Raw genomic sequence first — 22,315 nt, 5'->3', positions numbered from 1 at the left:
GAATATGGCCGTCGAACCCATGCGGCTTCGCGCCGACCCGCCGCGTGTGACGCGTCTGTCGCGCAAAATGCTCGCAGGCATCGGCTTCGTCGCCTCGCTCGGTCTAGGCGGCGCGCTTGTTTATGCTCTGCAGGACGCCAACAGGTTCAAGCAGGGCGAGGAGCTCTACCCTACCTCCAATCGGCCGCCCGCCGACGGACTGGCAACACTGCCGCGCGACTATGCCGGCCCGATCCTTGGGCCGCCGCTGCCTGGCGATCTCGGCAGGCCGATCCTCGATGCTAAGAACAAGGGGCAGGCGGTCGTGCCGCCCTCAATCGCAAGCCCCGCGATTGACGAAGCCGAGCAGCGCCGACGAGCCGATGAGGAAGCGGCCAGAACCTCGCGCGTCTTCTTCCAGACAGCGCAAGGAGATCCCAGGCCCGCCGAAGCGTCCGCTCCTGCTGTTAACGACTTTGCCGGTCAGTACGGTCAGCCAAGTGCGCAGGATCGCCAGCTTTCCTTCCTGTCCGCCGCCGCTGACCGGCGGACCGTGGCCCCGGATCACATCACGCCGCCCGCGTCACCCTATGTGCTTCAAGCCGGTGCCGTGATCCCGGCCGCGCTCATTACCGGCATCCGCTCGGACCTTCCCGGGCAGATCAGCGCTCAGGTGACCGAAAATGTCTATGACAGTCCCACCGGGCGCTCATTACTCATCCCGCAAGGCACTCGTATTATTGGACAGTACGATAGCGGGATTGGTTCCGGGCAGCGCCGCGTGCTGCTTGTCTGGAACAGGCTGATCTTTCCCAACGGACGCTCCATCGTGCTGGAGCGGCAGCCTGGCGCGGACGCTCAGGGCTATGCCGGCCTGGAGGATGCCGTCGACTATCACTGGGGCGAGTTGTTCAAGGCCGCGGCGTTGTCGACCATTCTGAGCGTTGGCGCGCAGACCGGTTCTTCCGATCAAGATAGCGATATCGTGCGCGCCCTCCGAAGCGGCGCTTCCGATAGCGTTAGCCAGGTGGGCCAACAGGTCGTTCAGCGCCAACTCGCTATCGCGCCGACGCTCACGATCCGGCCGGGGTTTCCCGTTCGCGTCCTCGTTACCCGCGACCTTGCCCTTGAACCATACGGAGGCTGACATGGCCAAGTTGAAACTCGCAACGATCGCCAACGACAAGCCAGTCAAGATTACGGTGGAACTCCCGGCGCCGCTGCATCGCGATCTGGTGAAATACGCAGAGATCCTCGGGCGCGAGACCGGGCGGCCATCTGCCGATCCATCGCGCTTGATCGCTCCAATGCTTGAACGGTTCATCGCAACCGACCGCGGCTTTGCGAAAGCGAAGAAGGAGCAGGCCTGAACCGAGCTTTCCACGGCCGCCAACCGGCGAGCGCCTTGAGCCGAGACGACGATAGGAGCTCTCCTGTCGATGGTTACGGCCCAACACGAGGCTCGAACGGCTCGTTCGCTCGGTGCTCGAGGCCTGGATCGATTGGATCCTGCGCGTCGGGAATGCCGGCTGGTTCGACTGTGTGGGTGGAACCAGAGAAGTTGGAGGAGTGGCGCTATGTCTGGCGCCCGCAGCTGATCAAGCTCTGCGATAAAGCCACGACATACATCAGCCGGATGGCTGACGGTTGCCGTCTCATCGACAGATGAGCTGCATGACGTGACGGCGCCTGACTGTTGAAGCGCCCGCCGCCGTCGCACGGCAGTCGATATCAAGCCCGGAAGGCGCCGAGCCGAGACGTCGACTGCCTGAGAACCGAAAACGCGTTACGCCTGCAATTCAGCCAAACCACAAATATATCTGAGGAGACAATTCCCATGAAAGCAATCGTTGTAACGGACCAGACTGCGGTAATGGCCGGAATGAAGCTTGTGGAGCGGCCCGAACCACGGGCAGCGATAAACGACGTCCTCGTTCAGGTTTATGCGGCGGGCTTCGTCAACACCGAACTGGAGTGGCCTTCGACCTGGGCGGATCGAGCCTTTCGTGATCGGGCACCGTCGATCCTCGGCCATGAACTGGCGGGTGTGGTCACCGCGCTCGGCTACGGCACCACGGGGCTGTCAATCGGTCAGCGGGTTTTCGGCCTGTCGGACTGGCATCGCGATGGCACGCTCGCCGAGTACGTCGCCATGGAAGCGCGCAACCTTGCCCCGCTGCCTGGCGACGTAGACTTCACGGTGGGAGCGAGCCTGCCGATCTCGGGCTTGACCGCCTGGCAGGGCCTGTTCCAGCACGGCCGTCTTCAGGTGGGCCAGAGCGTGCTTGCGCATGGCGCGGCCGGTGCCGTCGGTTCGATGGTGGCGCAGCTCGCACGAGAAGCCGGAGCCTATGTCATCGGCACCGGACGAGCCGCCGACCGCCAGAAAGCTCTCGACTTCGGCGCAAATGAATTCGTCGACCTTGGGAACGACACTCTGGAGGACATCGGCGGCGTCGATCTGGTTTTCGACGTCATCGGCGGCGACATCCAGAAGCGGTCGGCAGCCTTGATCCGGGCCGGAGGAACGCTTGTGACAGTCGTCGGACCCACGGATGTTAGACCCGCTGACGGCCTGGCGATCGACTTCGTCGTTGAGGCCGATCGCGCCCAGCTGTCCGAAATAGTCCAGCGGATACGAGATGGAAGATTGCGGACCAATATCGGCAAGGTAGCATCTCTCGTCGATGCCGTCGCAGCTTTCAATTCGACCGAGCGACGCGCGGGAAAGACGGTCATCCGCGTTCGTCCGTAATAGCTGGAAAGGGCCGCCGAAACTGAGGCCGTCCTGCTCAACCCAGGATGGCAAGGAGAAATCCCTGAAGGCAGGCTCAAGGGTTGCGGCGCCGTCGCACCATAGGCTGGAGGTCGACTGCTTCGTTGCGATCAACGATATCGACACACGATATCTTGAAAAGCCCTATTACGTCATTCCGGCCGACGGCGCGGCTGCCGAGGCATTCAATGTGCTGCGCGAGGCCATGGCTAAGAAGCGGGTAGCCGCTCGATCCTGCGTTGTGCTTTACCAGCGGGGCCGAGAGGTCGTGATCCAACCCTTCCGCAAGGGACGGGATGCATTGGCTGCTCGGATGGAGCTGGGCTGGCGCAAGCCTCTTCGGTGTGCTGATCGCGGCGACGGATCCGGTTTCGGTGCTGGCGGCCTTCAAGGAGATGAAGGTGCAGCCGCGGCTCGGGCTTCTGGTCGAATCCGAAAGCCTGCTCAACGATGGCGCGGCCGCCGTCGGTTTCGCTATCCTGGTCGCGGTGGCATCAGGCGCAAGCGCCACGCCCGTGGCCATCGCCTCTTCCTTCGTGTGGATTGTCGCTGGCGGCATCGCGATCGGCGCGGCGCCCGCAATCGCACCAACGCCCGCGCCGCTCAAGACGCTTCCGGGCAACGCCTACAAGTTCAAGGAGATCGTCCAGGAGGTCCAGTTCGCCCTGCTCGCATTCGGCTACTACAGCGGCGAGATAGACGGCGAGATGAATCCTGAATTGAGGGCCGGGCTATCGCGCATGCGGGCGGATTACTCGCTCAAGGTCACCGGGACAATCACGCCGGAGACGCTGACTGCGCTGAGGATTGAAGCGCGTTAGCTACCCGCAAGTTGCAGGGCCAGGCTGCATGAGCGGACCAGCTAGTCGGTGCCGCGGCCTTGAAAAACATTCGACAGGGCTTGACGGAGGGCACGCGCGAAACCAGCCGCGACGTGCCGTCAAACAGCAGCGCCGCGCCGGTGTGCCTTCAATCGCTTTCCCTTGCAAGGAGAGCTGCTCCCAGGCTGGCGGACTGGTGGTGAGGATAGGAATTCCGTTCCCTAAGCCGTCAATCCTCGGCTAGTGGCCCGATCTGGGAGACTTTAGCCCTTGCCCCAGCCGCAAGGAGCTTCGCCTCCCGCATCAGCGAATTCCAATTCAGGCCGATCAGGAGAGCAAGTTCGTGCGCTTGAGCCTCGGTAATGCCAGTTTGTTCAACGAGCCTCTGGACGAGCGATGTCGTCTGGTTCTCATCTGACATTGGCTGGCTCCCTCCAGCGCCCCGATCTGCCGCAACATCTGAACCTTGGATCTGGTTCCGTAAATCGATGAAAAGAAAAAGCCCGACAGGGGGCTGCCGGGCTTGAGCTTGGGCTTGCAGCGGCGGGGACTAGACGCGGGGGCGTTGGGGTGCCGCTGCAATGAGGCTGATTGTGATCATATCGGAGGGTGGTTGGCAATCATCATCAAATCGGATGAGGGCCGAATCGTCTACCCTGCGACTCGGCCCTTACAGCCCGCAGCACTGTTCCAAGGAGTTTAGGGACACCTAAGCGCGCGCCGGCTGGTGGTCAGGATAGGAATTCCGTCGCTAGGACGTCAACAGAGAGGCCTAGCCGACCAAAAAGTGTCCCACTCTGGAACGAATTCACGGCGTGGCGATTTAGAAGATGCAGTCGATCCGCCGAGGTGTAGCTGCTCTCTCCGTCGCAGAAAAGCCCGTCGCTCACGCTCATTAGCTGCGGCGGGTTTTGCTCTTGCTGGGCCGAGCCGGATTCAGTTCCTACGAGTTTGCGTCTTTCTCTCTTCCTGCTCATCCAGGGCTCCTAGCAACTGAGTGACGGATTTCGGCAGCGTCGGTTTGACCACCAAGTCCAGCCGCTTGGACAGCCTCTCTCTTATGAAGTGGCTAACTGCCGAAAGGTTTGGCCTGACTCGTCAAGGCTGGACCTTGTGCAGCCGCATCCAGCAGGGCACGGTCTCATGGGCGGAACTCGCCCGGAAGGCACATTCCCAGATGGAATTTCCCTGGGAGAACGTACCCCAGCCCAACTCCACTCTAAACCCAAGCACCTGCCGTTGGGTCAAGGGTCGCGGGAACCTCCCGAATGCGAGGGGATGGGCTTCGAGGCGATCCTCGGACCAGCAAGCGCACGATGCCGTTCGGGCTCGGCTGACAGCGGCCTCCGGATCCCGCAACTCGGCGCCCGAAGCACTTGATTTCAGGGAGCGGAGAACGCTGCCACCCCGTTGGGCCACAAGCAGGCCTGGGACGGCGGCGCCTCCATCGTCTGGCACGGGCGGCTCGGGGTCGAGACCGCTCCTGTGCTGTCACACTATTTTCCTTGCCGATTGGCACGTTCAGCCTTCCACATACACGATGCGGCGCGTCGACGGCTCAACCAGCACCGGTCGGTTGTTCACATAGACATACCGGTACCGGTAGTTCGGGATCTTCTGCAGGGCTACCGTCGCAGGCAGGGTCGCGCCTGTCACAACCTTGCCTTGAAGGTAAACAGGCTTGACCCGGTGCTCGCTGATGTAGGTGCGGACCTGTTCGGGGGGAGTGATCACGGTACCAGCCGCACCGCCGCCCACGATCCCCGCCGCGCCGCCCACGGCAGCGCCAACTGGACCACCGATGATAGCGCCGGCGATCGCTCCGGTAGCGCCGCCGGCGACGGCTCCGGCATTAGCCTGATCGCGAGGAGCTTTCACCACCGCGATGCCTGAATTGGCCGGCCGCTCGGTCAAGACGACCCGATTGCCGCCGAATTCTGCGGTGACGTAATCGGAATAGACCCAGCCTTGACCACCGGCCTCGGCGACGGTGCACCATTTCGAGTTTTGCAAGCAGCCGTTCAGTGTGGCCGTCTGGCCCGCCCGCAGCACCCCGATCACCGGATACTGCGAGCCCGGACCTGCGCGAACGTTAAGGTTTGTAATGGCGGATACGGGAGTATCGGCAAAAGCTGCGCCAGACAAGGCGACAAGCGCGCCTGCCACTGCGGGTAACAAAGGCCTTCTCATGGTTCTGTCTCCGTTTCATGGTTCCCTTCAGAGCCAAAAACGAGGAAGAGCCACGTGCGTTCCGCTGGCGGATTGCTGAACGGATGTCATTGGGATCGCTCTGCCGCTCCTGCTTGGTCGAGATATGCTCATCATCGAAGCGGTCGATCTCCCCGATGCCATCGACATGGCTGCACGCACAGCCGCGCGGGAGCATAGGCTCATTGAGGTCCGACCGCTGGAACAGCTATGGTCGCGGGGAGAAGCGGGGCAGATCTTGAAATGCCGGTATCACTGACGCTATAATGCGTCATAGTTTTTGGCGGTGCACGGAGGTGCTGCGATGAGCCTGGCACGATACGCGGATAACGGTTTGTTCGCACCGAAGAAGATTGCGGACGCTTTCCGCACCACGAGCGAGGAGATCGCGCGTACCGCTGGTCTGGGGAAAGATGCGGTCCAGCGCCGGGAGCGGGTGCGCTCAGACAAGACGCAGCGCCGCCTGCGCGAGATGGTGGAAATCGTGAACAAGGTCGAGCCGCGATTTGGCTCCGCGCTCGTGGCCTATGCCTGGTATCGGTCCGAGCCGCTGCCGGGATTTTCGGGGCGGACGGCCATGCAGCTCGTGCGGGAAGGTCGAGCCGATGAGGTTCTCGACTTCATCGACGCGGTCGATGCGGGGATTTACGCCTGACCATCGCCGCCATCGCCTATTCGGGCCGCCTCTACCGTGCTCTTAATCCGGTGTATGCCCGCGAGCCTATGTCGGGACGTGGCGCCGAGCTTTATGGAGGACGTTTCAACCCCAAAGGCATGCCGGCGCTCTATGCGTCGACCTCGGTCCTGACGGCTTTGCGCGAAGCCAACCAGGTAGGTGATCTGCAGCCCACGACGCTGGTCGCTTATCGTGCCGAGATCGAGGCCGTCTTCGATGCGGGCGACCCCACTGCTCTTGCAGCAATGGGTCTCGATGCGGCGGTCCTCGCCGATCCAACATGGCGCGATCAGATGAGAGACCATGGCGAGGCGCATACACAGCGATTTGCCCGTGAGCTGGTCGCGCAAGGCTATAATGGCCTGCTCGCGCCGAGCTTCGCCAAGGGCGCCGCACTCGGCGACTTGAATCTGGTTCTGTGGCGATGGGGTGACGCTGCCCCATCCAGGCTCGAGCTAATCGACGACGAGCACCGGCTCGGTTGATCTAGCCCGGCCGCTGCCCGCGTTGCCAACTATGCTGCCTTCGACAGGAGCCGGGAACTCAAGTCTGACGGAAAGAGTGCTTGCACTTTCAGCCCAGTAGGGTACCGCTGCGCTTAAGCCATCCGGGTCATTTCGTCGCCACCTAGCGCGACCTTGTCGATCATCTGCATCGGTGGGGAAGTGCCATCAATTGGAGACGTGCCGGAGAGCGTAACAATTACGAAGCCGTTCGCCATGGTGCAAATCATCACTGCTTTATCGATTCTGCTCCTCACGGCCTTGCAGAAATCCCGGATAATGTTGGCCGCGGACTCTGCGTGCGGGTGCACGTTGCTAGCCCTGATCCTTTCGCCCCCTCCGATCAGGTCTCCGAGTGGTCGAACGGCGCGGCAAGGTTGAGGGTGCCGGCGAGCGTTTATTCATATCTTGATGCGGGCCATTTTTTACTGACAGCGAACTTGCCGACTATGACGCCAAGGCCTTGAGACGCTTGGAAGCGGGCCATCGCGTTCTTGGAGGTGCTCGTCGTCTCCTGAGTCTCCAAGGTCTCGCGGCCGGCCTTGGCGTAAAATGACCACGATTTCGAGCTGCCAGGCAACGGCTTCGAGTTCGAGCTTGTTGGCGTAAGCCCAGGGCAGGAGATCGTCGATTTGGCTATTTGGCTGGCCGTTGGCGAGCCGTGTTCATCACTCAACCGTGAGATGCGCGAACGCCTTGGTAGCGCGTGCAGGAACACGCTGGCTCGGCGCCGAAGGGCCTGAGCGACCCGCCACGGAATGGGTTCGGCCGGGCTTAACAGGGCGACTGAAACACATGCGCGGCGAAGACGACCTGCGACACGCGTCATTGCAGGACTTACCCGAGGACGGAACGTAAGGCGCCTGGCAGCCTTAGTTGTCGGGTGACGCACCCTCGCCAGATGGCGCGTTGTTCTCGGACTGCCCACAGTCCAAGAGCTTGCCATTCATCTTTCGCGGGTGGCGGACTCAAAAGCAAATCGACTTCTGGGAAGCCGAACGAAGTCGGAACCCCCGGCGGGCGCCGGTGTTTCTTCATCTAACGGAGGATGAAACATGGCAGCGCCGCGCGCGGTTTGGAAGGGTTTCCTGAAATTTGGATCGGTCGCATGCGGCGTAAAGCTGGTGGGAGCAACCACTGAGGCGGGGAAGGTCCATTTCAAGATTCTGAACCGCGAAAACGGCCTGCCGGTCAAGAGCGCCTATATCGATGAAGGAACCGGCGACATCGTTCCTTCAGAAGATCAGATCAAGGGCTACGAGGTTGAGAAGGGCGACTTCCTCGAAATCGAGCCGGACGAGATCAAAAAGCTGAAGCTCACGTCGCAGCACACGCTCGACATTGAGGGCTTCGTCGCGATCGATGAGATCGACACGAGGTATCTGGAAAAACCCTATTACGTCATCCCGGCCGACGGCGCCGCTGTTGAGACGTTTTCGGTGTTGCGAGAAGCAATGGCCAAGAAGCGGGTCGCGGCGCGATCTTGTGTTGTGCTGTACCAGCGGGGCAGGGAAGTCATTATCCAGCCCTTCGGCAAAGGAATGTTGTTGACCGAGTTGCGAACCCACAACGAGATGATTTCAGAATCGAGCATCTTCGACGACATGAAAAGCCCCAAATACGACAAGGATCTGCTCGAAATTGCCGGGCTGCTGATCGACAAGAAGGCAACAAAGTTCGACCCCTCGAAATTCGAAGATACCTATGAGGATGCGCTGATCGCCATGATCGAGGCCAAGCGCAAGGGCAAGAAGCCGCCCAAGCCGGCGCCGAAACCCAAGGAGAACGTGGTGGACCTAGCTGCAGTGCTGAAGAAGAGCCTCGCCGCGGAGGGCATCAAGGGGCGGCCAAACGCAAAGCCCGCGCGAAAATCCGCCTAGCATGGCAACGGACGGCCCCGTTCGGATTCCTTTTGTGGGGACAGCATGTGCAACGACTATGAGCAACATGTCGCCTGGGCCGAATATTGCCGGATGATGGCTTCGCTGGCGCTGAAGATCCCGGCTCATCAAACTGAACTTGATCTTCCCCAAGCTGATGATATCCGCATCAATGATCCGGCGCCGATCATGCTCGCTGCCGGAGACGGAGTTGAACTTGCGTCGATGACGTTTGGGTTTCCGCCGGCCGGCCCGAAGGGAGGGCCAGTGTTCAACTTCAGATCGGAAGGACGTCGTTTCGCTGACAGCAAACGCTGTCTGGTCCCGGCCTCGGCGTTCTTCGAATTCACTGGCGCCAAATACCCGAAGGCGAAACACCGCTTCACTCTGAACGGCGCTCCTTTCCTGGCTATCGCCGGGCTCTGGCGGGAAGCGGCCGGCAACAAGCCGCCCACCTTCACCATGTTGACGACCGATCCCGGGCCGGATGTCTCGCCATATCACAATCGCCAGGTGGTCGTTCTTCAGCCCGAAAACTGGTCAGCGTGGCTTGATTTGTCGAGACCGGAGAGAGAGTTGTTGCGACCCTTGCCGGCGGGATCGTTGTCCGTTGAGACGGTACGGCCAGAGCGCGCCTGAGTTCAGTTGCGGAGAGGCTCCGGCACACTGAGCGGTCCAATCTCGAAAATTCGCTGATAGACGCCCTTGCGGCGCCAGGCGCCACGTGCGCGTCCATTCTCCCTGTCGCGCTTGGGATCGAACATGATCCCGCCGAAGTGGTCAAGGAATGCGGCGGCGGCATTGCGATCAGCGAAACAATGCAGTCGCCATTGCTCCTGCTTGCCATCTTCCCAGACCGCAATCACCGCCCTGATCCGGCATGAAAGGCCCTCCTGATCGAGGAATCGCTGGATCAGCGTAAAGTTGCGCCCCGTGCAGATGTCGTCGGGCAGGGCGACCTGGTGTGGCATCTCGCGGTCGATCACCGAAGGCGGCGGAATGCTGTGACTGCGCCTGACCATCAGTGGCGCTGTTGTCGGTCTCTGTGCTTCCAGGCTTCCTTCAGGATGATGTCGGTCCGGTCGCGCATTGCATCGGAAAGCGAAATCGCCAGGTCAAGGCTGTCGGGATAGATCGCCATGATCCAAGCGGCCGTCAGCTCTGTAATCGCCTGCTTCTGGCTGACATCTGACAGTCCACGCAGGTGCTTTGCCATCTTTTGAGCTGCTCGGTGGATGGCAGGCAGTTCGCGCCTGACGGTCGCGTAGATTTCGGGCTGCTCGGCTTCGGTTGCACGTATCGGTTTCATGGTTCTGTCTCCTTTCGCAAACAGTGAACGAAAAGAGAACAAAGAGTCAAGACGCACCTTGACTGCATGGGAATATTTTCCTCATTTCAGCGGATGTCGGAACAACCCGAAAAGTGGCCACGAGGCCAGGCTTGGACGCTGATGCATGCCCATGAGGCAGGGCAGATCGCGCGCATCTCCTGCGGCCATTGCCACATCACACGCCATTACAAACCGATCGAGCTGCGCGAGGTGATCGGCAATGTCACCATAAACCAGGTGCGAGAAAAGGTGCGTTGTCAGGCCTGCGGCAAGCGGGAGTGGATGTCGGCGGAACTCTTCCATCCCTACGGACAGGAGCTGGTGAGCATCCGTTTCCGGCGCATGAAGGAAATACGATGGCAAAGGCATGTGATTTGGCGCGACGAGTAAAGTCTATTTGAGGACCGTCAAGTTATGAAACTCTTCAAAACGGCCAGGGAAATTGCGTGCGAGATACCGCACAAGCTTGGAATTATCCATCAGCCGGTCAAAATAGCGGCGAGCGAAGACGAGTTCCAGGCTCACTGGTCCGCGCCGGTCGAGCGCATTCAAAAATGCTCGGCTAAGATTGGCCAAATCGCACTCCATTTCTGCCCTCCGGTCTTCGGGAAGGCTGGCTAGCTCAGGTTGCGGACGGAATTCTTCAACCAGGAGCGACCGTTGCGTGAGGGCGACGAGCATCTTCACATAGTTGAGACTGATCGGCCCCCTGGCAATCATCAATCGCGCAATCTCTATTTGCCGGACCGGAAGCACCGTCCGAAGCAATGCGAAAAGCCCTCCTGGCCCGGTGCAGTCCCTCAGCAGATCGAGGACCTCCGGGCAGATCTCGCCGGCGGAAATCGAATTCACTTCCCCGGAGGTGGGTTCCGATGAACTCTGTGCGGGCGGCGAGTCGCTGATTCTCCGCGCCAAGGAACTTGGCATCGTAGCAAGACTTTCGGATGCCAACCGCTCGCGGAACTGCCCGTCGCCTGCTATCAGGCGTACCGCCATAGCGATCCTGTCCAAACGCTGCTCCAGTTCTTTCACCCCTTCGATGAAGACGCGCTTGCGCCTGCACTCGGCGTCGTAAATCCTAAGGAACTCGGGAGTAGAACGGCGCATCTTCGGGCGTAGCTGATCGGAGGCCAACGCGCCGGCATGTCGGCGGTCGTTGTTGAGGAGAACCTGGCAGGCAGCTTCCCGGCTCAGCCGCTTGGGCCTCATGTTGCGCTCTCGACAGCGACCCGCTCCGCCAAAGCAAGCAGCGGCATCAGTGTGGGGAAAACATAGGAATCCAGAACCGCTCCGTTGTTGGCGTGCAGATCACGTTTCCCGGCGATCTCACGGGCCGGTGCAATCAGGTAGTCTCGAATGGTGAGGTCGCCGGGATTCATTCGGATCAGGACATAGATGTCCGGCAACGGTTGCCGATCAGCCTTCACAAACCATCGTGGATAACCGAAGTAGGAGGCTCTGCAGCGCGCTATTGCGATCGCCACGGTGATCTCCTCGTTGATCTGGACGACGCCTGTCCCTGCGTCATAGGCCGCAACCGCGCCCCGCGCTTCAACTGCGGCCAACAAATCATGAATCGCCTGCAGCCTCATAGTATCCAGTCGTCGGTTGACGTGGATGTAGCGGTAATTCTTGGGCGCCTGGTATCCGATCAGCTCATAGGCTTTGACGAGGGTCCCAAAGCGCCACGAGTATCGTTGGGCCGGCGGGCAATCGGGTGCGGCGTCGATGATGAAGGTGGATAGGGCACCGCGGCGTGCCAGCAGCGCCTCGAGGGCGTCCAACATCTCCTGATCGGACATGTGGCGGTGGATAGTCTTGAGCAAAATCTGCGCGCGTCTGAATAGCTTGCGATCGACGATCGGCTCAAGGACGTTCTCCACGCGAAGCCACTGTTCGGGAGGATTGTGGACCCGATGGCTCTTCAGCCTGGTCGAGCCCCTGTTCCAGACGCTGTTGCCAATGTAGTTCTCGTTGGTCAGCAGCGAGTGGACAGATTCTCGCGTCCAGGGGCGCTCCAGGTCGGTCAGCAGGCCGCGCTTGTTGAGCGTTCGGGCAATCTCCAGCTGTGACTTTTGTGTTCTGACAAAGTGGTTGAAGATCCATCGTACAGTCGCGACCTCGTCAGGCGGTCCGTGGATCAGAACGATGCGATCCGTCTGCAGGTTCTTGTACTCGTAGGACGAAAGGATGCCTTTGGGACGCCCATGTTGATCGACAAGCAGTCGCCGCAGGCCAAACCCTGCCTTGCCGCCTTGTCGAAAACCCATCCGGATTAGCCTCGCCTGGCCAATGAAGACTTTCTGCGACAGCATTCTACTGTGCTCAGCAGCCATGCTGCGCTTAATCGCCTTGAGCACATCGGATCCAATGCTGCCGTCATTTGCGAACTGTTCAGCGCAGAACTCGATCCGCACACCTGCCATCTGACATCGATACTCGTATGCGGCGCTCTCATCGATATTCTGGAATCGTCCCCATCGGCTTACGTCGTACACCACGACGGTCTCGAAATCGGCTCTCCCGATTTCGACATCGGCCAGCAACTGCTGAAGGCCGGGGCGGCCTTCGAGGTTGAGCCCACTGCGGCCCGCGTCCTCGTAGGTGGCGACGATGTCGTAGCCCATGAGGTCCGCATAGTCGCGGATGGCATCCCGCTGATTTTCGATCGAGTAGGCCTGATACTCAGTCGACATGCGCAGGTATTGCGCGGCGCGAACCCTTCGCCTCCCGGCAGGCGGATTGCCACCCTCTGCAAACTTGTCCATCGCCTTGCACCTTGGTGCCGGCAATTTAAACTAGCGGTCGATCGCCCTCCAGCAAGGGAAACTGAGATGCAGCAATATGTCGGGCTGATCCATCAGGAAGGCGCCAGCGACTACGGCGTGTCATTTCCCGACTTTCCCGGGCTGATCACGGCCGGCGCCACTGTTGACGAGGCGCGCGATCTCGCCGAGGAAGCGCTGGCCTTTCACGTCGCAGGAATGATCGAGGACGGCATAGCGGTTCCGCAACCTACGTCGCTCGAGCACATCGAGGCAGATCCGGACCATCACACCCAAGCTTCCATATTGGTGCGCTTGAAGATCGCCTGAACGCGCGGCTGGTTGCCATCGCCCGCCTAACTTTCCCATTTGGCAACCATGGCGTTCAACCGGCAGGAAACCGTGATTCACTTCGTGAGCGGGGTCTGCCGCCGTTCCGCCGCAATGCGACCGCACTCGGGCTCTGTTCGCCCCAGCCTGTCAGTCACCCGGGGCTTCAGAGGAGTTCTAGTGATGATCATCAAGAAGGCTATTCTGGCGGTGCTGATGACCGCGGCTCTTGCCGGCTGCGAGACACAGACCGAAGGCCAGCAGCGGGCCACCACCGGCGCGTTGATCGGCGGCGCCGGCGGCGCGCTGGTCGGTCAGGCGATCGGCGGCAACACCAAGAGCACGGTGATTGGTGCCGCGAGCGGCGCGCTTCTCGGCGCCGTGGTCGGCTCAGCCACCACACCGCAGCGCCGCGGCGAGCAGCTCTGCCGCTATCAGGACCGCTACGGGCGCATCTACACCGCGCCCTGCGACGACCGCTACTACAACGGCAATTATTGATCCTGCTGGGTCTTCCTTCTCCCCTTAACGGACCTCGTTACGGGGAGAAGGTACCCTCCCGTTTCCGGGCCAGGGAGCCGGGGTGGACGCATACCAGTAGTTGCGCCGCAAAAGTTGCTACTCGGCGGGACTTGGCTTAAGCGCCAGTTTCTTCCGCGCGAACCGGCTCAATACCACGCGGCCGACTTGCTGGCCGGGCATCTCGATGAGCCTGTAGGTCACGAAGGACAGGGCACAGACCGTGGGCAGCACGATCGCCAGCACGACAGCGAAGCGCAGGGGCGCGTCCATCTCCTGGCCGTAGCGGGCAATCACGAATGCCGCGACTGGCTGCAGCACCAGCAGGTGGATGAGATAGATGCTGTAGGACAGCTCGCCCAGAACATGAAAGAGACCGCCGCCCAGCGCCACGGCGATCTTTCTCGACACGGCGCCCGCCAAGCCGGGCAGCATGCGGTAGAGGACAAGCGCAAAGAAGCCCAGCACCAGCGCTTCGCGTATCAGGAATTTCGAAAGCCCGTAGCCGTCGCCAAAGGGAATCGCAGCAAGCGCCATGGCCAGGGCCAGATGCAGCAGTGGCCTCGGTCGGCTTTGTGCCAGGACGCCCGCCAGAAGCATGCCGCAAAGAAACACCTGGATCTTCAGCGGCAGGAAGGACGGCATCGGGAAATGGATCGATAGCGACTTGAGGATCATCACAGCCAGGCCGCCGATCGCCGCCACGAGTATGGCGCTCCATATCCAGTCGAAGCGGCGCACCAAAAGCATCAGCGCCGGGAAGACTGCGTAGAACTGCATTTCCAGGCCAAGACTCCAGTCGGGCAGCGGCGTCCGGTAGGCGAAGTTCGGGGAAAGGCCGAACAGGAATGTCAGGTGGGCGAAAATGTTTTTCAGGCTGCTGTCGAGGAAGCGCTCGGGCGCCTGCGGCACACGGCCCACGAATGCGTCGATGACTGTCCGCGACTCATAAACATACGGGCCGAGCGCCAGCGCGAAGAACAGCATGACGTAGAACAGCGGCGCGATGCGGAAATAGCGCCGCGTCCAGAATTTGAGCCAGGTTTCAGGCTTTTGCCAGGGCTCCTTGTCCTGGCGCAGCTGATAGTGGAACACCATCAGGAAGCCGGAAAGCATGATGAAGAGATCGACGCCCAGCGCAGGATCGCCAAGCACCGGAATATGCCAGCCGGTCAGCAGCAGGCAGTGACCAACCAGCACCCACAATGCGGCGGCGGCGCGAAGGCCATCCAGGCATTCGATGCGCGATGACTCGGTCATGCTCTCTCCATGCTGCAATGCAGCATGGCGAGCGAGCCACGAATGTCAACCCGCGATGTGACCAGGACAAGCCGGCGGCAACGGCTGGGTTGGCGCTCTACAACAATCTCGTTGCGAGACGGGAATTGGCCGGACGCCCGCTCGGACGTTCGATGCTAAGGCCGAAGCGCTGCGGCTACACGCCGAGATAAGCCACTCGCTGCTGGATATCGTCCTGGATGCCGGACATATGGTGCATCAAAGCAAGCCGCAGGCGGTTCTAGCCATGATTGATAACATTGCGGCGCTCGCGAGCGTTGCCGACCCTGTCTCTGGAACCACTCGATGATGCGACAGCTCCAAGCGCGCACCGTCGGGTTTCGATCGGTGGCGGCTGCGAGCCCACAGGGGCGGCCGCCAAATAGGTAGTGAAGATATTTGCGTATTTTGTAATGACGTGCTCGCGACACCCAGAGTTGTGGCAGCGTGGGTTTTCGCTGCCACGAGATCAGTGTGGATTGCCGGCTTTTGGACGGTAGCAGCAGCACTGCTTTGCAAGGGGGTACTTCGGGCTGCTTATGGGCTGAGATCCCAAGGACCGCGCGTTGGCCAGCCGGGCGCACAGGCCGAGATAACGCTTCTAAGGACCTCCCTGGCGCTCGTCCCCATTGATCGTAAGATCAGCTCTGCGAGAGCTATTGCCAGTCCTCCAGGCCGCCTCGCGCTATGGCTGGAGAAGTGCGCCACCATATTGCGCCCAAAGGTGTTCGCACTCCCATATCCTCAAGCTTGGCGCTCCTGGTTCCCCATATAAGACCATTGCACCGCGAACGTCGTATCCAAGCACCGAGGCATTGGCGACGAACTGGATGGCGCGCCCTAAGCTGATGGCGCCGATCCGGGCTTCAATCTTGCTGGTGAGGTCGATCACTCCGAAGATTTCCGCATCCGTGCCTCTGCCGGCCAAAACAGCCATCGAGATCGCGTCGTCCAGGGCAAGGAGCATCGCGTGAGTCCCCGTAAGTAGCGCTTGCTAACTTCGATAAGCGAAATTGGTTCCGCGTCCTGGATGAACCTGAGATCAACCTTCAGTTTCCGTCGCCTGGTGGATACCCGTAGGGGGAGCGAGTGATCTGGCGCTATGAGTAAATGAACAGCGGGAGCGGCTGCGACACTCTGCTCGGTGGGCCAGGACGAGTCGGGGCCTAACAGTCAGGACGCGGCTCAGCGTTATCGCGGAGAACGCTTTTTACCCGTGTCCTTCGCCGGCTTAACTCCCCGGCTTGCTGCTAGCCGGGTATGATTTGACGCCGGCGTCGGAAACGGTCCTGGACGCCGACAGGCTTGCTTACAACAACGTCCGATCACCATAAAAGGTGACCAGGTCTCGCGGGCTACGCCATCCTCGCTGTGGGAATAGTGTGAAGCATTTCAGGCTTCAAATGGGTGTATCGTTTCAACATCTTCCAGTCCTTGTGTCCCGTAACCAGCGCCACCTGTTCGATAGTGAACCCGGCTTCGAATAGGCGGCTCGTGCCTTCGTGCCGCAAGTCGTGAAAATGAAGATCGTTGATGTCCAGCTCAGCGCATCCTCGACGGAAGGCGGTCCCGACTGATTTGTGATTGAATGGGAAAATTCGATCATCGTCATTGCTTCGCTTTGCGCGCTGTTCCTCAACGATGGCCCATGCGTCGTACCCAGTTGCCGCGAATAGCGGTATGCGCTGATTATTGCCATTCTTGTTGCGCGGGTCTTTCCGGTCGCGGATGAGAAGCATCCGCGTGCAAGAATCGACGTCAGACCAACGCGCTTTGCAGATCTCCTCCTGCCGCATGGCCGTAGCGACGGCAAAACGTATGATGCGACCGACGGGCGCTATCTGCAAAGGGTTTGAATTGAAGTGAGCGATTAGCCTGTCGAGTTCATCCTGGGTAGGCCGCCTGTCGCGCTCACATCCCTTGCCGACAAGGCCGAGGCGCTTAAGTGCGATGCGCGCGAGATCCACAGGCTCGACCTTGACCGGTAGCCCGTGGACCGCCGCAGCATGAGACAGGACAAGTTTTATAAAGCCGATATCAATGCTGAGAGTCATCGGTCCGGCACCTTGCGCGGCCCGGTCACGACCAAAACGAATGAGCCGTTCGCGATCGAGCGCAGCGACGTGGCACTTCCCCAAATCTCTTTTCAGCATCGCAAGGGCCGCAGCCTTGGAGCGGCGAGGGGCCTTGCCTACATCGCACATGTCGTCGATATGAAGGTCTATGAGTTCGCCGAAAGTTTTCAGGCGCGCTATACGGGACTTGGTCGGCGTCTCACCGCGATCAACTTGGCGCTCGGTTTCGGTCGCCCAGCGGCGTGCGTCGTCTCTCCGCAGGAACGTCTCGCTGGCGTAGCGACCTTTGCGACGGACTTGCACACGCCAGGAACCGGACGAGAGCTTTGTGTAGGTCGCCATTTTTTCGTGTGCGCTCCGTGTGCAATGAGAGGTCGAAACGTGGCGAAAAGGGTCGTATTCTGGCGTAAATTCGTGTGCACTCGGCACCATCTAACGATTTGATACTAAAGAAAAAATGATGAAAAATCAAGAGCATAGAATAGCCGTTGCGCCCATGATGGACTGGACGGACCGGCATTGCCGGTTCTTCCACCGTCAGCTGACGCGCCGCGCGCTGCTTTACACCGAGATGGTGGTGGCGGATGCGGTCATACATGGCGCGCGCGAAAGACTGCTCGGCTTCGACGCTGTCGAGCATCCGGTTGCGCTGCAACTTGGCGGATCGGATCCCGCAAAGCTCGCCGAGGCAGCGCGGATCGGCGAAGCCTTCGGCTATGACGAGATCAACCTCAATGTCGGCTGTCCGTCCGATCGCGTCCAGTCGGGGACGTTCGGCGCCTGCCTGATGAAGACGCCGGTTTTGGTCGCCGAGTGCGTCGCGGCGATGAAGGCCGCGGTGAAAATCCCCGTCACGGTCAAATGCCGCATCGGCGTCGACGATCAAGACCCAGAGCCTGCGCTCGACATGCTCGCCGACGGCGTGCTCGCCGCCGGCGCCGACGCGCTCTGGGTGCACGCCCGCAAGGCTTGGCTGGAAGGGCTGAGCCCTAAGGAAAACCGCGAGATCCCGCCGCTCGATTACCCGCGCGTCTATCGGCTGAAGGCCAGAAAGCCGGACGAATTCATCGGCATCAACGGCGGCATCCAGTCGCTCGCCGAGGCCTCGGCGCATCTTTCCCACGTCGACGGCGTGATGCTCGGCCGCGCGGCCTATCATACGCCGGGGATCCTGACCGGCATCGATGCCGCCTTCTATGGCGAGGCGCCCGCCGCCTTCGATTATTCGGCGCTGATCGATGCCATGGCCGGCTATGCCGCGCGCCATGTCGAGCGGGGCGGGCGACTGGGCCACATTACCCGCCATATGGTCGGACTGTTCCACGGCTTGCCCGGCGCGCGCCGCTTCCGGCAGATCCTCTCCACCGACGCGAACAAACCCGGCGCCGGGCCGGAGGTGCTGAAGACCGCGTTTTTGGCAATCGATTTCGCGGCGGCAGAAGCCGAGGCAGCCTGACTGTCGGCTGATGCATGTCGCGCCGCATACTGCTGCGCGACACGCATCAGTCCCGCAGGATCATGCGGTCGCCGCGCACGTCGAAGCCCGACAATGAGCCGATGAAGTTCATGCCGAGCAGGCTTTGGTCAAGCATGCCGGGCGCGGCGACCATCACCGACATGTCCTTGCGCACGATGCCGCCGATCGCTACCTCGTCGGTCCTGACCGTCGCAGCGCGCGCCCTGCCATTGGCCGTGGCGACATCCACGCTGTAGCTGAGCGCCGCCGGGTTGAACCCAGCGGCTTGAGCATCTTCGGACGTCAGCACCGTGCTGGTTGCGCCGGTGTCGACCACCGCGCGCACCGGCGTGCCGTTGACCAGGATGCGGGCTTCGAAATGGCCGTTGTCGGCTTTGTCGAGCGTGACGGTCGGGCGGCCATTCTCCACGCCTAAAGCCAACGGACTGCCCGGGACAAAGCCGGCGGTGACGCGGCTCGCCACATCCTGCAACTCGTAGCGATACTGGTAGCCGGCGATCAGCACGAGCACGAATGCCGCCCAGACGCCCAGATTGCGCGCCATGTCGCCCAGCGGGCGGCCGGAGCGGAGCAGGCTCGCACCGATCACCATCACCAGGACGCCGACCCAGATAAGCCGGCCGAAATCATTGTTGTTCATGCCGAAAGTGCGGCCGGCCGAATTGTTGAGCATGAGCAGCACGACCCCGACGCCGATCACCGCCATGACGATCCAGAACAACCGGTTCATCGGTTTCTTCTCACAGAACGCCGCGCTCGCGCGCCATGCGGGTACGCCGGGTTTCGCGGCGCGGCCGCCGCTCGACCGTTTCGAGCCGCGCGGGCAGTTCGGCCATCACCGCCCGGCGCTTTTCAGGGGTCATCGCGAGCCAGGCGGAAATCTCGTCGCGTGTGCGGCCGCAACCAAAGCAGAAGCCGGTTTTCATATCGATCGAACAGACCAGGATGCAGGGAGATTCGATGGCGGTCATGCTGTTCTCTTGCCTTTATTCCACATGGTGCAACCGCCGGAGCAATGCAAGCCCTCCGCATTGCGCCGCAAGGCGACGCGTTCGCGGCATCGCCAGGCAGTTGTGCCGGATGGAGAAGGCGGCTATGCCGCCTGCGACTTCCGCAACGAACTGCGACCGACATAATGCCTGCTAAGCCTTTCGACGATTTCCGAAACCTTCTGGCGGCCCTGCCGCCGGCCGACGATGCGGCGAGCGCCCGCGTCCGGGCGCTTTTCGCCAAAGCCGAAAAGCCGAAGGAATCGCTCGGCCGCGTCGAGGACGTCGCGGCCTGGCTTGCTGCCTGGAGCGGGCGCGCGCCGCCGGCGATCAATCGGCCTCTGGTGGCGATCTTCGCCGGCAATCACGGCGCCGTCAGGCACGGCATCTCGCCGCGGCCGGTGGCGGCGACCGCAAATGAAGTCGAACTCTGCGCCGCTGGCGGGGCCGCGATCAACCAGGTCTGCATCGCCAACGATCTCGGCCTGAAAGTCTTCGACCTCGCCTTGGATATCCCCACGGGCGACATCACCGAGGAGGCCGCGCTCGATGAACGCGGCTGCGCCGCAACCATGGCCTTCGGCATGGAAGCGGTCGCCGGTGGCGCCGACCTTCTGTGCCTTGGCGATCTTGGAGTCGGCAACTCGACGATCGCCGCCGTGCTTTGCGCCGCGCTGTTCGGCGGCAACGGCATCGACTGGGTTGGTCCAGGGGCGGGCGCCGATGCAGCGATGATTGCGCGCAAGGCCGAGGTCGTCGATCGGGCGCTGGCATTCCACGGCCCGGATCTGAGCGACCCGCTCGAAGCCTTGCGCAGGCTCGGCGGACGCGAATTCGCGGCCATCTGCGGCGCCATTCTCGCGGCGCGCATGGAGAAGATTCCCGTCCTGCTCGACGGATTCGCGGCAACAGCGGCGGCCGCCGTCCTTTATGCCGCCAATCCAGGCTCGCTCGATCATTGCCTGCTTGCCGGCCTGACGCCGGAGCCAGGCCACGCCAAGGCGGCCGAAAGGCTCGGATTGCGGCCGCTGCTTGATTTCGGGATCAGCCATGGCCAAGGGGTAGGGGCTGCTCTCGCCGCCGGTATCGTCAAGGCCGCGGCACTGACCAGCTCGGGCATGGCGCTGGCTGTGCGGCTTTAGCGCCCGGCGAGTCAGCGGCGTCCGCGCGCGGCGACCGTCTTGGTCGGCAAGGCCGGCAATTCCTCCATCACCCGGCTCAACGGGAAGATGGCGATCGCCTCGGTGCCTTCGCGCAGCTTGGAATGAAGCTCGAACTCGCCGCCATGCATGGCAAGCAGCCCCTGCACGATCGGCAGGCCGAGGCCGGTTCCCTGCTCGGCGCTCTTGATGGCGATCGAGCCCTGGCCGAAGGCGGAAAGCACCACCGGGATCTCTTCTTCCGGTATGCCCGGGCCGTTGTCCTTGACCGAAATGTACTGGCCGCCGCCGGCGGTCCAGCCGACACGCACGCGCACTTCGCCGCCTGACGGGGTGAACTTGATCGAATTGGACAGAAGGTTGAGCGTGATCTGCCTGACGGCGCGCTCGTCGGCGAAGAGGCGCGGCAGGGTCTCCTCGAACTCCTGGATGATACGGATGTCCTTGTTGCGGGCGCGCAGCTCCATCATGTGGCAGCAGTCCTCGACGATGGTCACCAGCACGACCGGCTCCTCGTTGAGCTGGTAGCGGCCGGCCTCGATGCGCGACAGGTCGAGGATCTCGTTGATCAGGTCGAGCAGGTGCTGTCCGGACTCATGCACGTCATGGGCATAGTCGCGGTAGGTCGGATTGTTCATCGGCCCCAGCACTTCATTGGCCATCACTTCGGAGAAGCCAAGGATGGCGTTGAGCGGCGTCCTGAGCTCGTGGCTCATCGAGGCGAGGAAACGCGATTTCGCCAGATTGGCGTCCTCGGCGCGCCGTCTTGCTTCGTCCGACATCGATTTCGCCGTCTCCAGCTCGGCGATCAGCGCATCCTTCTCCGAGCGGAAGGACAGCACCATCAACGAAGCCTGGTTGAGATGACGCGCGACGTAACCGAAGAAGGGAAGCGCCGCGATGAGCAAGGCCGCCATCGTGGCCTCGATCGGCGTCCACAGGCGTATGACGGTGTAGACATAAACGGCAACGGGAATGGCAAAGGTCGCGAACAGCGCGCCGCCAAGCGACGAGGCCATCACGGCCGTCGTTGCCATGGCGATCAGCAGCACCATGGCCTTGGCAACATGGAATTGGTCGATCTGGCATGTGGCGCAGCCGACCCAGGCGAACCACGCCCAGCCGAGGCCGCAGAGGAAATGGCCGATCAGGAAGTCGCGACGCGTCTGCGCCGGGTCGAGTTCGGCCGCCTCGGTCCGCTCCACGCGACGCGCCATGAACGCGACGATCGTGTAGCAAAGCAACGTCGACAGCGCCCAGATGGTGATCTGGCTGTCCAGACCCGCCAGCCGGCCGATGGCCGCCACGGCGAGCACGAGCAAGGGGATCGCGACCGCGCTGACCACCATGGCGCGCGCATGCAGCTTCAGCAGTTCACGGTCGAAATCGAGGCTGCCCGCCTGCTGCGAAAGGCGGTCGCGCGTCTTGCGCACCGCGCGCGCCACATCGCTGTTGCGGTGCGGTTTACGGCGGTCCACAATAAACTTATCCGCTGTGTTCGAGCGTTGCAAAGGCATACAGACTTCAATTTCTGCGCGCAGCGACTTCC

General features: G+C 61.6%; 25 protein-coding genes and 1 pseudogene. 14 read left to right on the top strand and 12 right to left on the bottom strand.

Annotated elements, in window-relative coordinates; translation table 11 throughout:
* Positions 1-4 precede the first annotated feature (4 nt).
* From LB525_RS23810 to LB525_RS23790, 5 genes and pseudogenes are all read left to right on the top strand, one after another.
* Positions 5-1,126 (top strand): TrbI/VirB10 family protein, encoded by a 1,122-nt coding sequence (locus tag LB525_RS23810; protein ID WP_224547973.1) that lies wholly within the window; start codon positions 5-7, stop codon positions 1,124-1,126.
* 1 nt (position 1,127) lies between these two features.
* Positions 1,128-1,349: a DUF2274 domain-containing protein gene (locus tag LB525_RS23805; protein WP_224547811.1), complete on the top strand. Its 222-nt coding sequence runs from the start codon at positions 1,128-1,130 to the stop codon at positions 1,347-1,349.
* A 467-nt stretch (positions 1,350-1,816) separates the two neighbouring features.
* On the top strand, positions 1,817-2,734 hold the full coding sequence (locus tag LB525_RS23800) for an NADP-dependent oxidoreductase (protein ID WP_224547809.1): 918 nt from the start codon (positions 1,817-1,819) through the stop codon (positions 2,732-2,734).
* Positions 2,667-3,026: pseudogene (locus tag LB525_RS23795) on the top strand (Ku protein); the annotation flags it as partial. The gene LB525_RS23800 and the pseudogene LB525_RS23795, both read left to right, overlap by 68 nt.
* Positions 3,027-3,051: 25 nt before the next feature.
* Positions 3,052-3,576, top strand: coding sequence for a cation:proton antiporter (locus LB525_RS23790; RefSeq protein ID WP_224547807.1), 525 nt, complete (start codon positions 3,052-3,054; stop codon positions 3,574-3,576).
* 229 nt (positions 3,577-3,805) lie between these two features.
* Here the strand turns inward: LB525_RS23790 and LB525_RS23785 are convergent, their stop codons facing one another.
* Both LB525_RS23785 and LB525_RS23780 read right to left on the bottom strand, forming a co-directional pair.
* Positions 3,806-3,997, bottom strand: coding sequence for a hypothetical protein (locus LB525_RS23785; RefSeq protein WP_224547805.1), 192 nt, complete (start codon positions 3,995-3,997; stop codon positions 3,806-3,808).
* A gap of 1,100 nt (positions 3,998-5,097) precedes the next feature.
* Entirely contained in the window at positions 5,098-5,766 is a 669-nt protein-coding gene (locus LB525_RS23780; protein ID WP_224547803.1) for a DUF1236 domain-containing protein, read from the bottom strand.
* Between the two features lie 322 nt (positions 5,767-6,088).
* Here LB525_RS23780 and LB525_RS23775 point away from each other — a divergent pair, with 322 nt between their 5' ends.
* The 4 genes from LB525_RS23775 to LB525_RS23760 all read left to right on the top strand — a co-directional run bounded on the left by LB525_RS23775 (position 6,089) and on the right by LB525_RS23760 (position 9,482).
* Positions 6,089-6,439 (top strand): antitoxin Xre/MbcA/ParS toxin-binding domain-containing protein, encoded by a 351-nt coding sequence (locus LB525_RS23775; RefSeq protein WP_224547801.1) that lies wholly within the window; start codon positions 6,089-6,091, stop codon positions 6,437-6,439.
* 11 nt (positions 6,440-6,450) lie between these two features.
* Positions 6,451-6,945 carry an RES family NAD+ phosphorylase gene (locus LB525_RS23770; RefSeq protein ID WP_224547970.1) on the top strand — a complete coding sequence of 165 codons (495 nt, stop codon included), beginning with the start codon at positions 6,451-6,453 and terminating at the stop codon, positions 6,943-6,945.
* 1,073 nt (positions 6,946-8,018) lie between these two features.
* A complete protein-coding gene (locus LB525_RS23765; protein ID WP_224547799.1) occupies positions 8,019-8,843 on the top strand; it encodes a Ku protein in 825 nt (274 codons plus the stop codon).
* A 45-nt stretch (positions 8,844-8,888) separates the two neighbouring features.
* Entirely contained in the window at positions 8,889-9,482 is a 594-nt protein-coding gene (locus LB525_RS23760; RefSeq protein WP_224547797.1) for an SOS response-associated peptidase, read from the top strand.
* 2 nt (positions 9,483-9,484) lie between these two features.
* On the opposite strand, the gene LB525_RS23755 is transcribed toward LB525_RS23760, so the two are convergent.
* Positions 9,485-9,865: a hypothetical protein gene (locus LB525_RS23755; protein ID WP_224547795.1), complete on the bottom strand. Its 381-nt coding sequence runs from the start codon at positions 9,863-9,865 to the stop codon at positions 9,485-9,487.
* Positions 9,865-10,152, bottom strand: a complete 288-nt coding sequence (locus tag LB525_RS23750; protein WP_224547792.1) for a hypothetical protein — start codon at positions 10,150-10,152, stop codon at positions 9,865-9,867. The genes LB525_RS23755 and LB525_RS23750 overlap by 1 nt, the downstream gene beginning before the upstream one ends.
* 141 nt (positions 10,153-10,293) lie before the next feature.
* On the opposite strand from LB525_RS23750, the gene LB525_RS23745 reads away from it, so the two are divergent.
* On the top strand, positions 10,294-10,563 hold the full coding sequence (locus LB525_RS23745; protein ID WP_224547790.1) for a hypothetical protein: 270 nt from the start codon (positions 10,294-10,296) through the stop codon (positions 10,561-10,563).
* Between the two features lie 3 nt (positions 10,564-10,566).
* Here LB525_RS23745 and LB525_RS23740 read toward each other — a convergent pair whose 3' ends face one another.
* Both LB525_RS23740 and LB525_RS23735 read right to left on the bottom strand, forming a co-directional pair.
* Entirely contained in the window at positions 10,567-11,382 is an 816-nt protein-coding gene (locus tag LB525_RS23740; protein WP_224547788.1) for a plasmid partitioning protein RepB C-terminal domain-containing protein, read from the bottom strand.
* Positions 11,379-12,941 (bottom strand): recombinase family protein, encoded by a 1,563-nt coding sequence (locus tag LB525_RS23735; RefSeq protein ID WP_224547786.1) that lies wholly within the window; start codon positions 12,939-12,941, stop codon positions 11,379-11,381. The genes LB525_RS23740 and LB525_RS23735 overlap by 4 nt, the downstream gene beginning before the upstream one ends.
* Before the next feature lie 66 nt (positions 12,942-13,007).
* On the opposite strand from LB525_RS23735, the gene LB525_RS23730 reads away from it, so the two are divergent.
* Positions 13,008-13,268, top strand: coding sequence for a type II toxin-antitoxin system HicB family antitoxin (locus LB525_RS23730; RefSeq protein WP_224547784.1), 261 nt, complete (start codon positions 13,008-13,010; stop codon positions 13,266-13,268).
* A gap of 183 nt (positions 13,269-13,451) precedes the next feature.
* Positions 13,452-13,769, top strand: a complete 318-nt coding sequence (locus LB525_RS23725; RefSeq protein ID WP_095769050.1) for a YMGG-like glycine zipper-containing protein — start codon at positions 13,452-13,454, stop codon at positions 13,767-13,769.
* A gap of 117 nt (positions 13,770-13,886) precedes the next feature.
* On the opposite strand, the gene LB525_RS23720 is transcribed toward LB525_RS23725, so the two are convergent.
* From LB525_RS23720 to LB525_RS23710, 3 genes are all read right to left on the bottom strand, one after another.
* Positions 13,887-15,047 (bottom strand): acyltransferase family protein, encoded by a 1,161-nt coding sequence (locus LB525_RS23720; RefSeq protein WP_224547777.1) that lies wholly within the window; start codon positions 15,045-15,047, stop codon positions 13,887-13,889.
* A 703-nt stretch (positions 15,048-15,750) separates the two neighbouring features.
* Positions 15,751-16,032, bottom strand: a complete 282-nt coding sequence (locus LB525_RS23715; RefSeq protein WP_224547775.1) for a hypothetical protein — start codon at positions 16,030-16,032, stop codon at positions 15,751-15,753.
* Positions 16,033-16,420: 388 nt separating this feature from the next.
* Positions 16,421-17,482 (bottom strand): site-specific integrase, encoded by a 1,062-nt coding sequence (locus LB525_RS23710; RefSeq protein WP_224547774.1) that lies wholly within the window; start codon positions 17,480-17,482, stop codon positions 16,421-16,423.
* A 115-nt stretch (positions 17,483-17,597) separates the two neighbouring features.
* On the opposite strand from LB525_RS23710, the gene dusA reads away from it, so the two are divergent.
* Entirely contained in the window at positions 17,598-18,596 is a 999-nt protein-coding gene (gene dusA / locus LB525_RS23705) for a tRNA dihydrouridine(20/20a) synthase DusA (protein ID WP_224547771.1), read from the top strand.
* A 46-nt stretch (positions 18,597-18,642) separates the two neighbouring features.
* Here dusA and LB525_RS23700 read toward each other — a convergent pair whose 3' ends face one another.
* Positions 18,643-19,347, bottom strand: coding sequence for a TIGR02281 family clan AA aspartic protease (locus LB525_RS23700; protein ID WP_095765387.1), 705 nt, complete (start codon positions 19,345-19,347; stop codon positions 18,643-18,645).
* A 10-nt stretch (positions 19,348-19,357) separates the two neighbouring features.
* A complete protein-coding gene (locus tag LB525_RS23695; RefSeq protein ID WP_224547769.1) occupies positions 19,358-19,588 on the bottom strand; it encodes a DUF1289 domain-containing protein in 231 nt (76 codons plus the stop codon).
* Between the two features lie 164 nt (positions 19,589-19,752).
* On the opposite strand from LB525_RS23695, the gene LB525_RS23690 reads away from it, so the two are divergent.
* Positions 19,753-20,748, top strand: a complete 996-nt coding sequence (locus LB525_RS23690; RefSeq protein ID WP_263492869.1) for a nicotinate-nucleotide--dimethylbenzimidazole phosphoribosyltransferase — start codon at positions 19,753-19,755, stop codon at positions 20,746-20,748.
* 11 nt (positions 20,749-20,759) lie between these two features.
* Here the strand turns inward: LB525_RS23690 and LB525_RS23685 are convergent, their stop codons facing one another.
* Positions 20,760-22,283, bottom strand: a complete 1,524-nt coding sequence (locus LB525_RS23685; RefSeq protein ID WP_224547767.1) for a sensor histidine kinase — start codon at positions 22,281-22,283, stop codon at positions 20,760-20,762.
* Positions 22,284-22,315: the final 32 nt, after the last annotated feature.

The organism is Mesorhizobium sp. CA16 (assembly GCF_020165175.1).
Lineage (GTDB): Bacteria > Pseudomonadota > Alphaproteobacteria > Rhizobiales > Rhizobiaceae > Mesorhizobium.
This window is presented reverse-complemented; position numbering and strand designations above follow the sequence as displayed.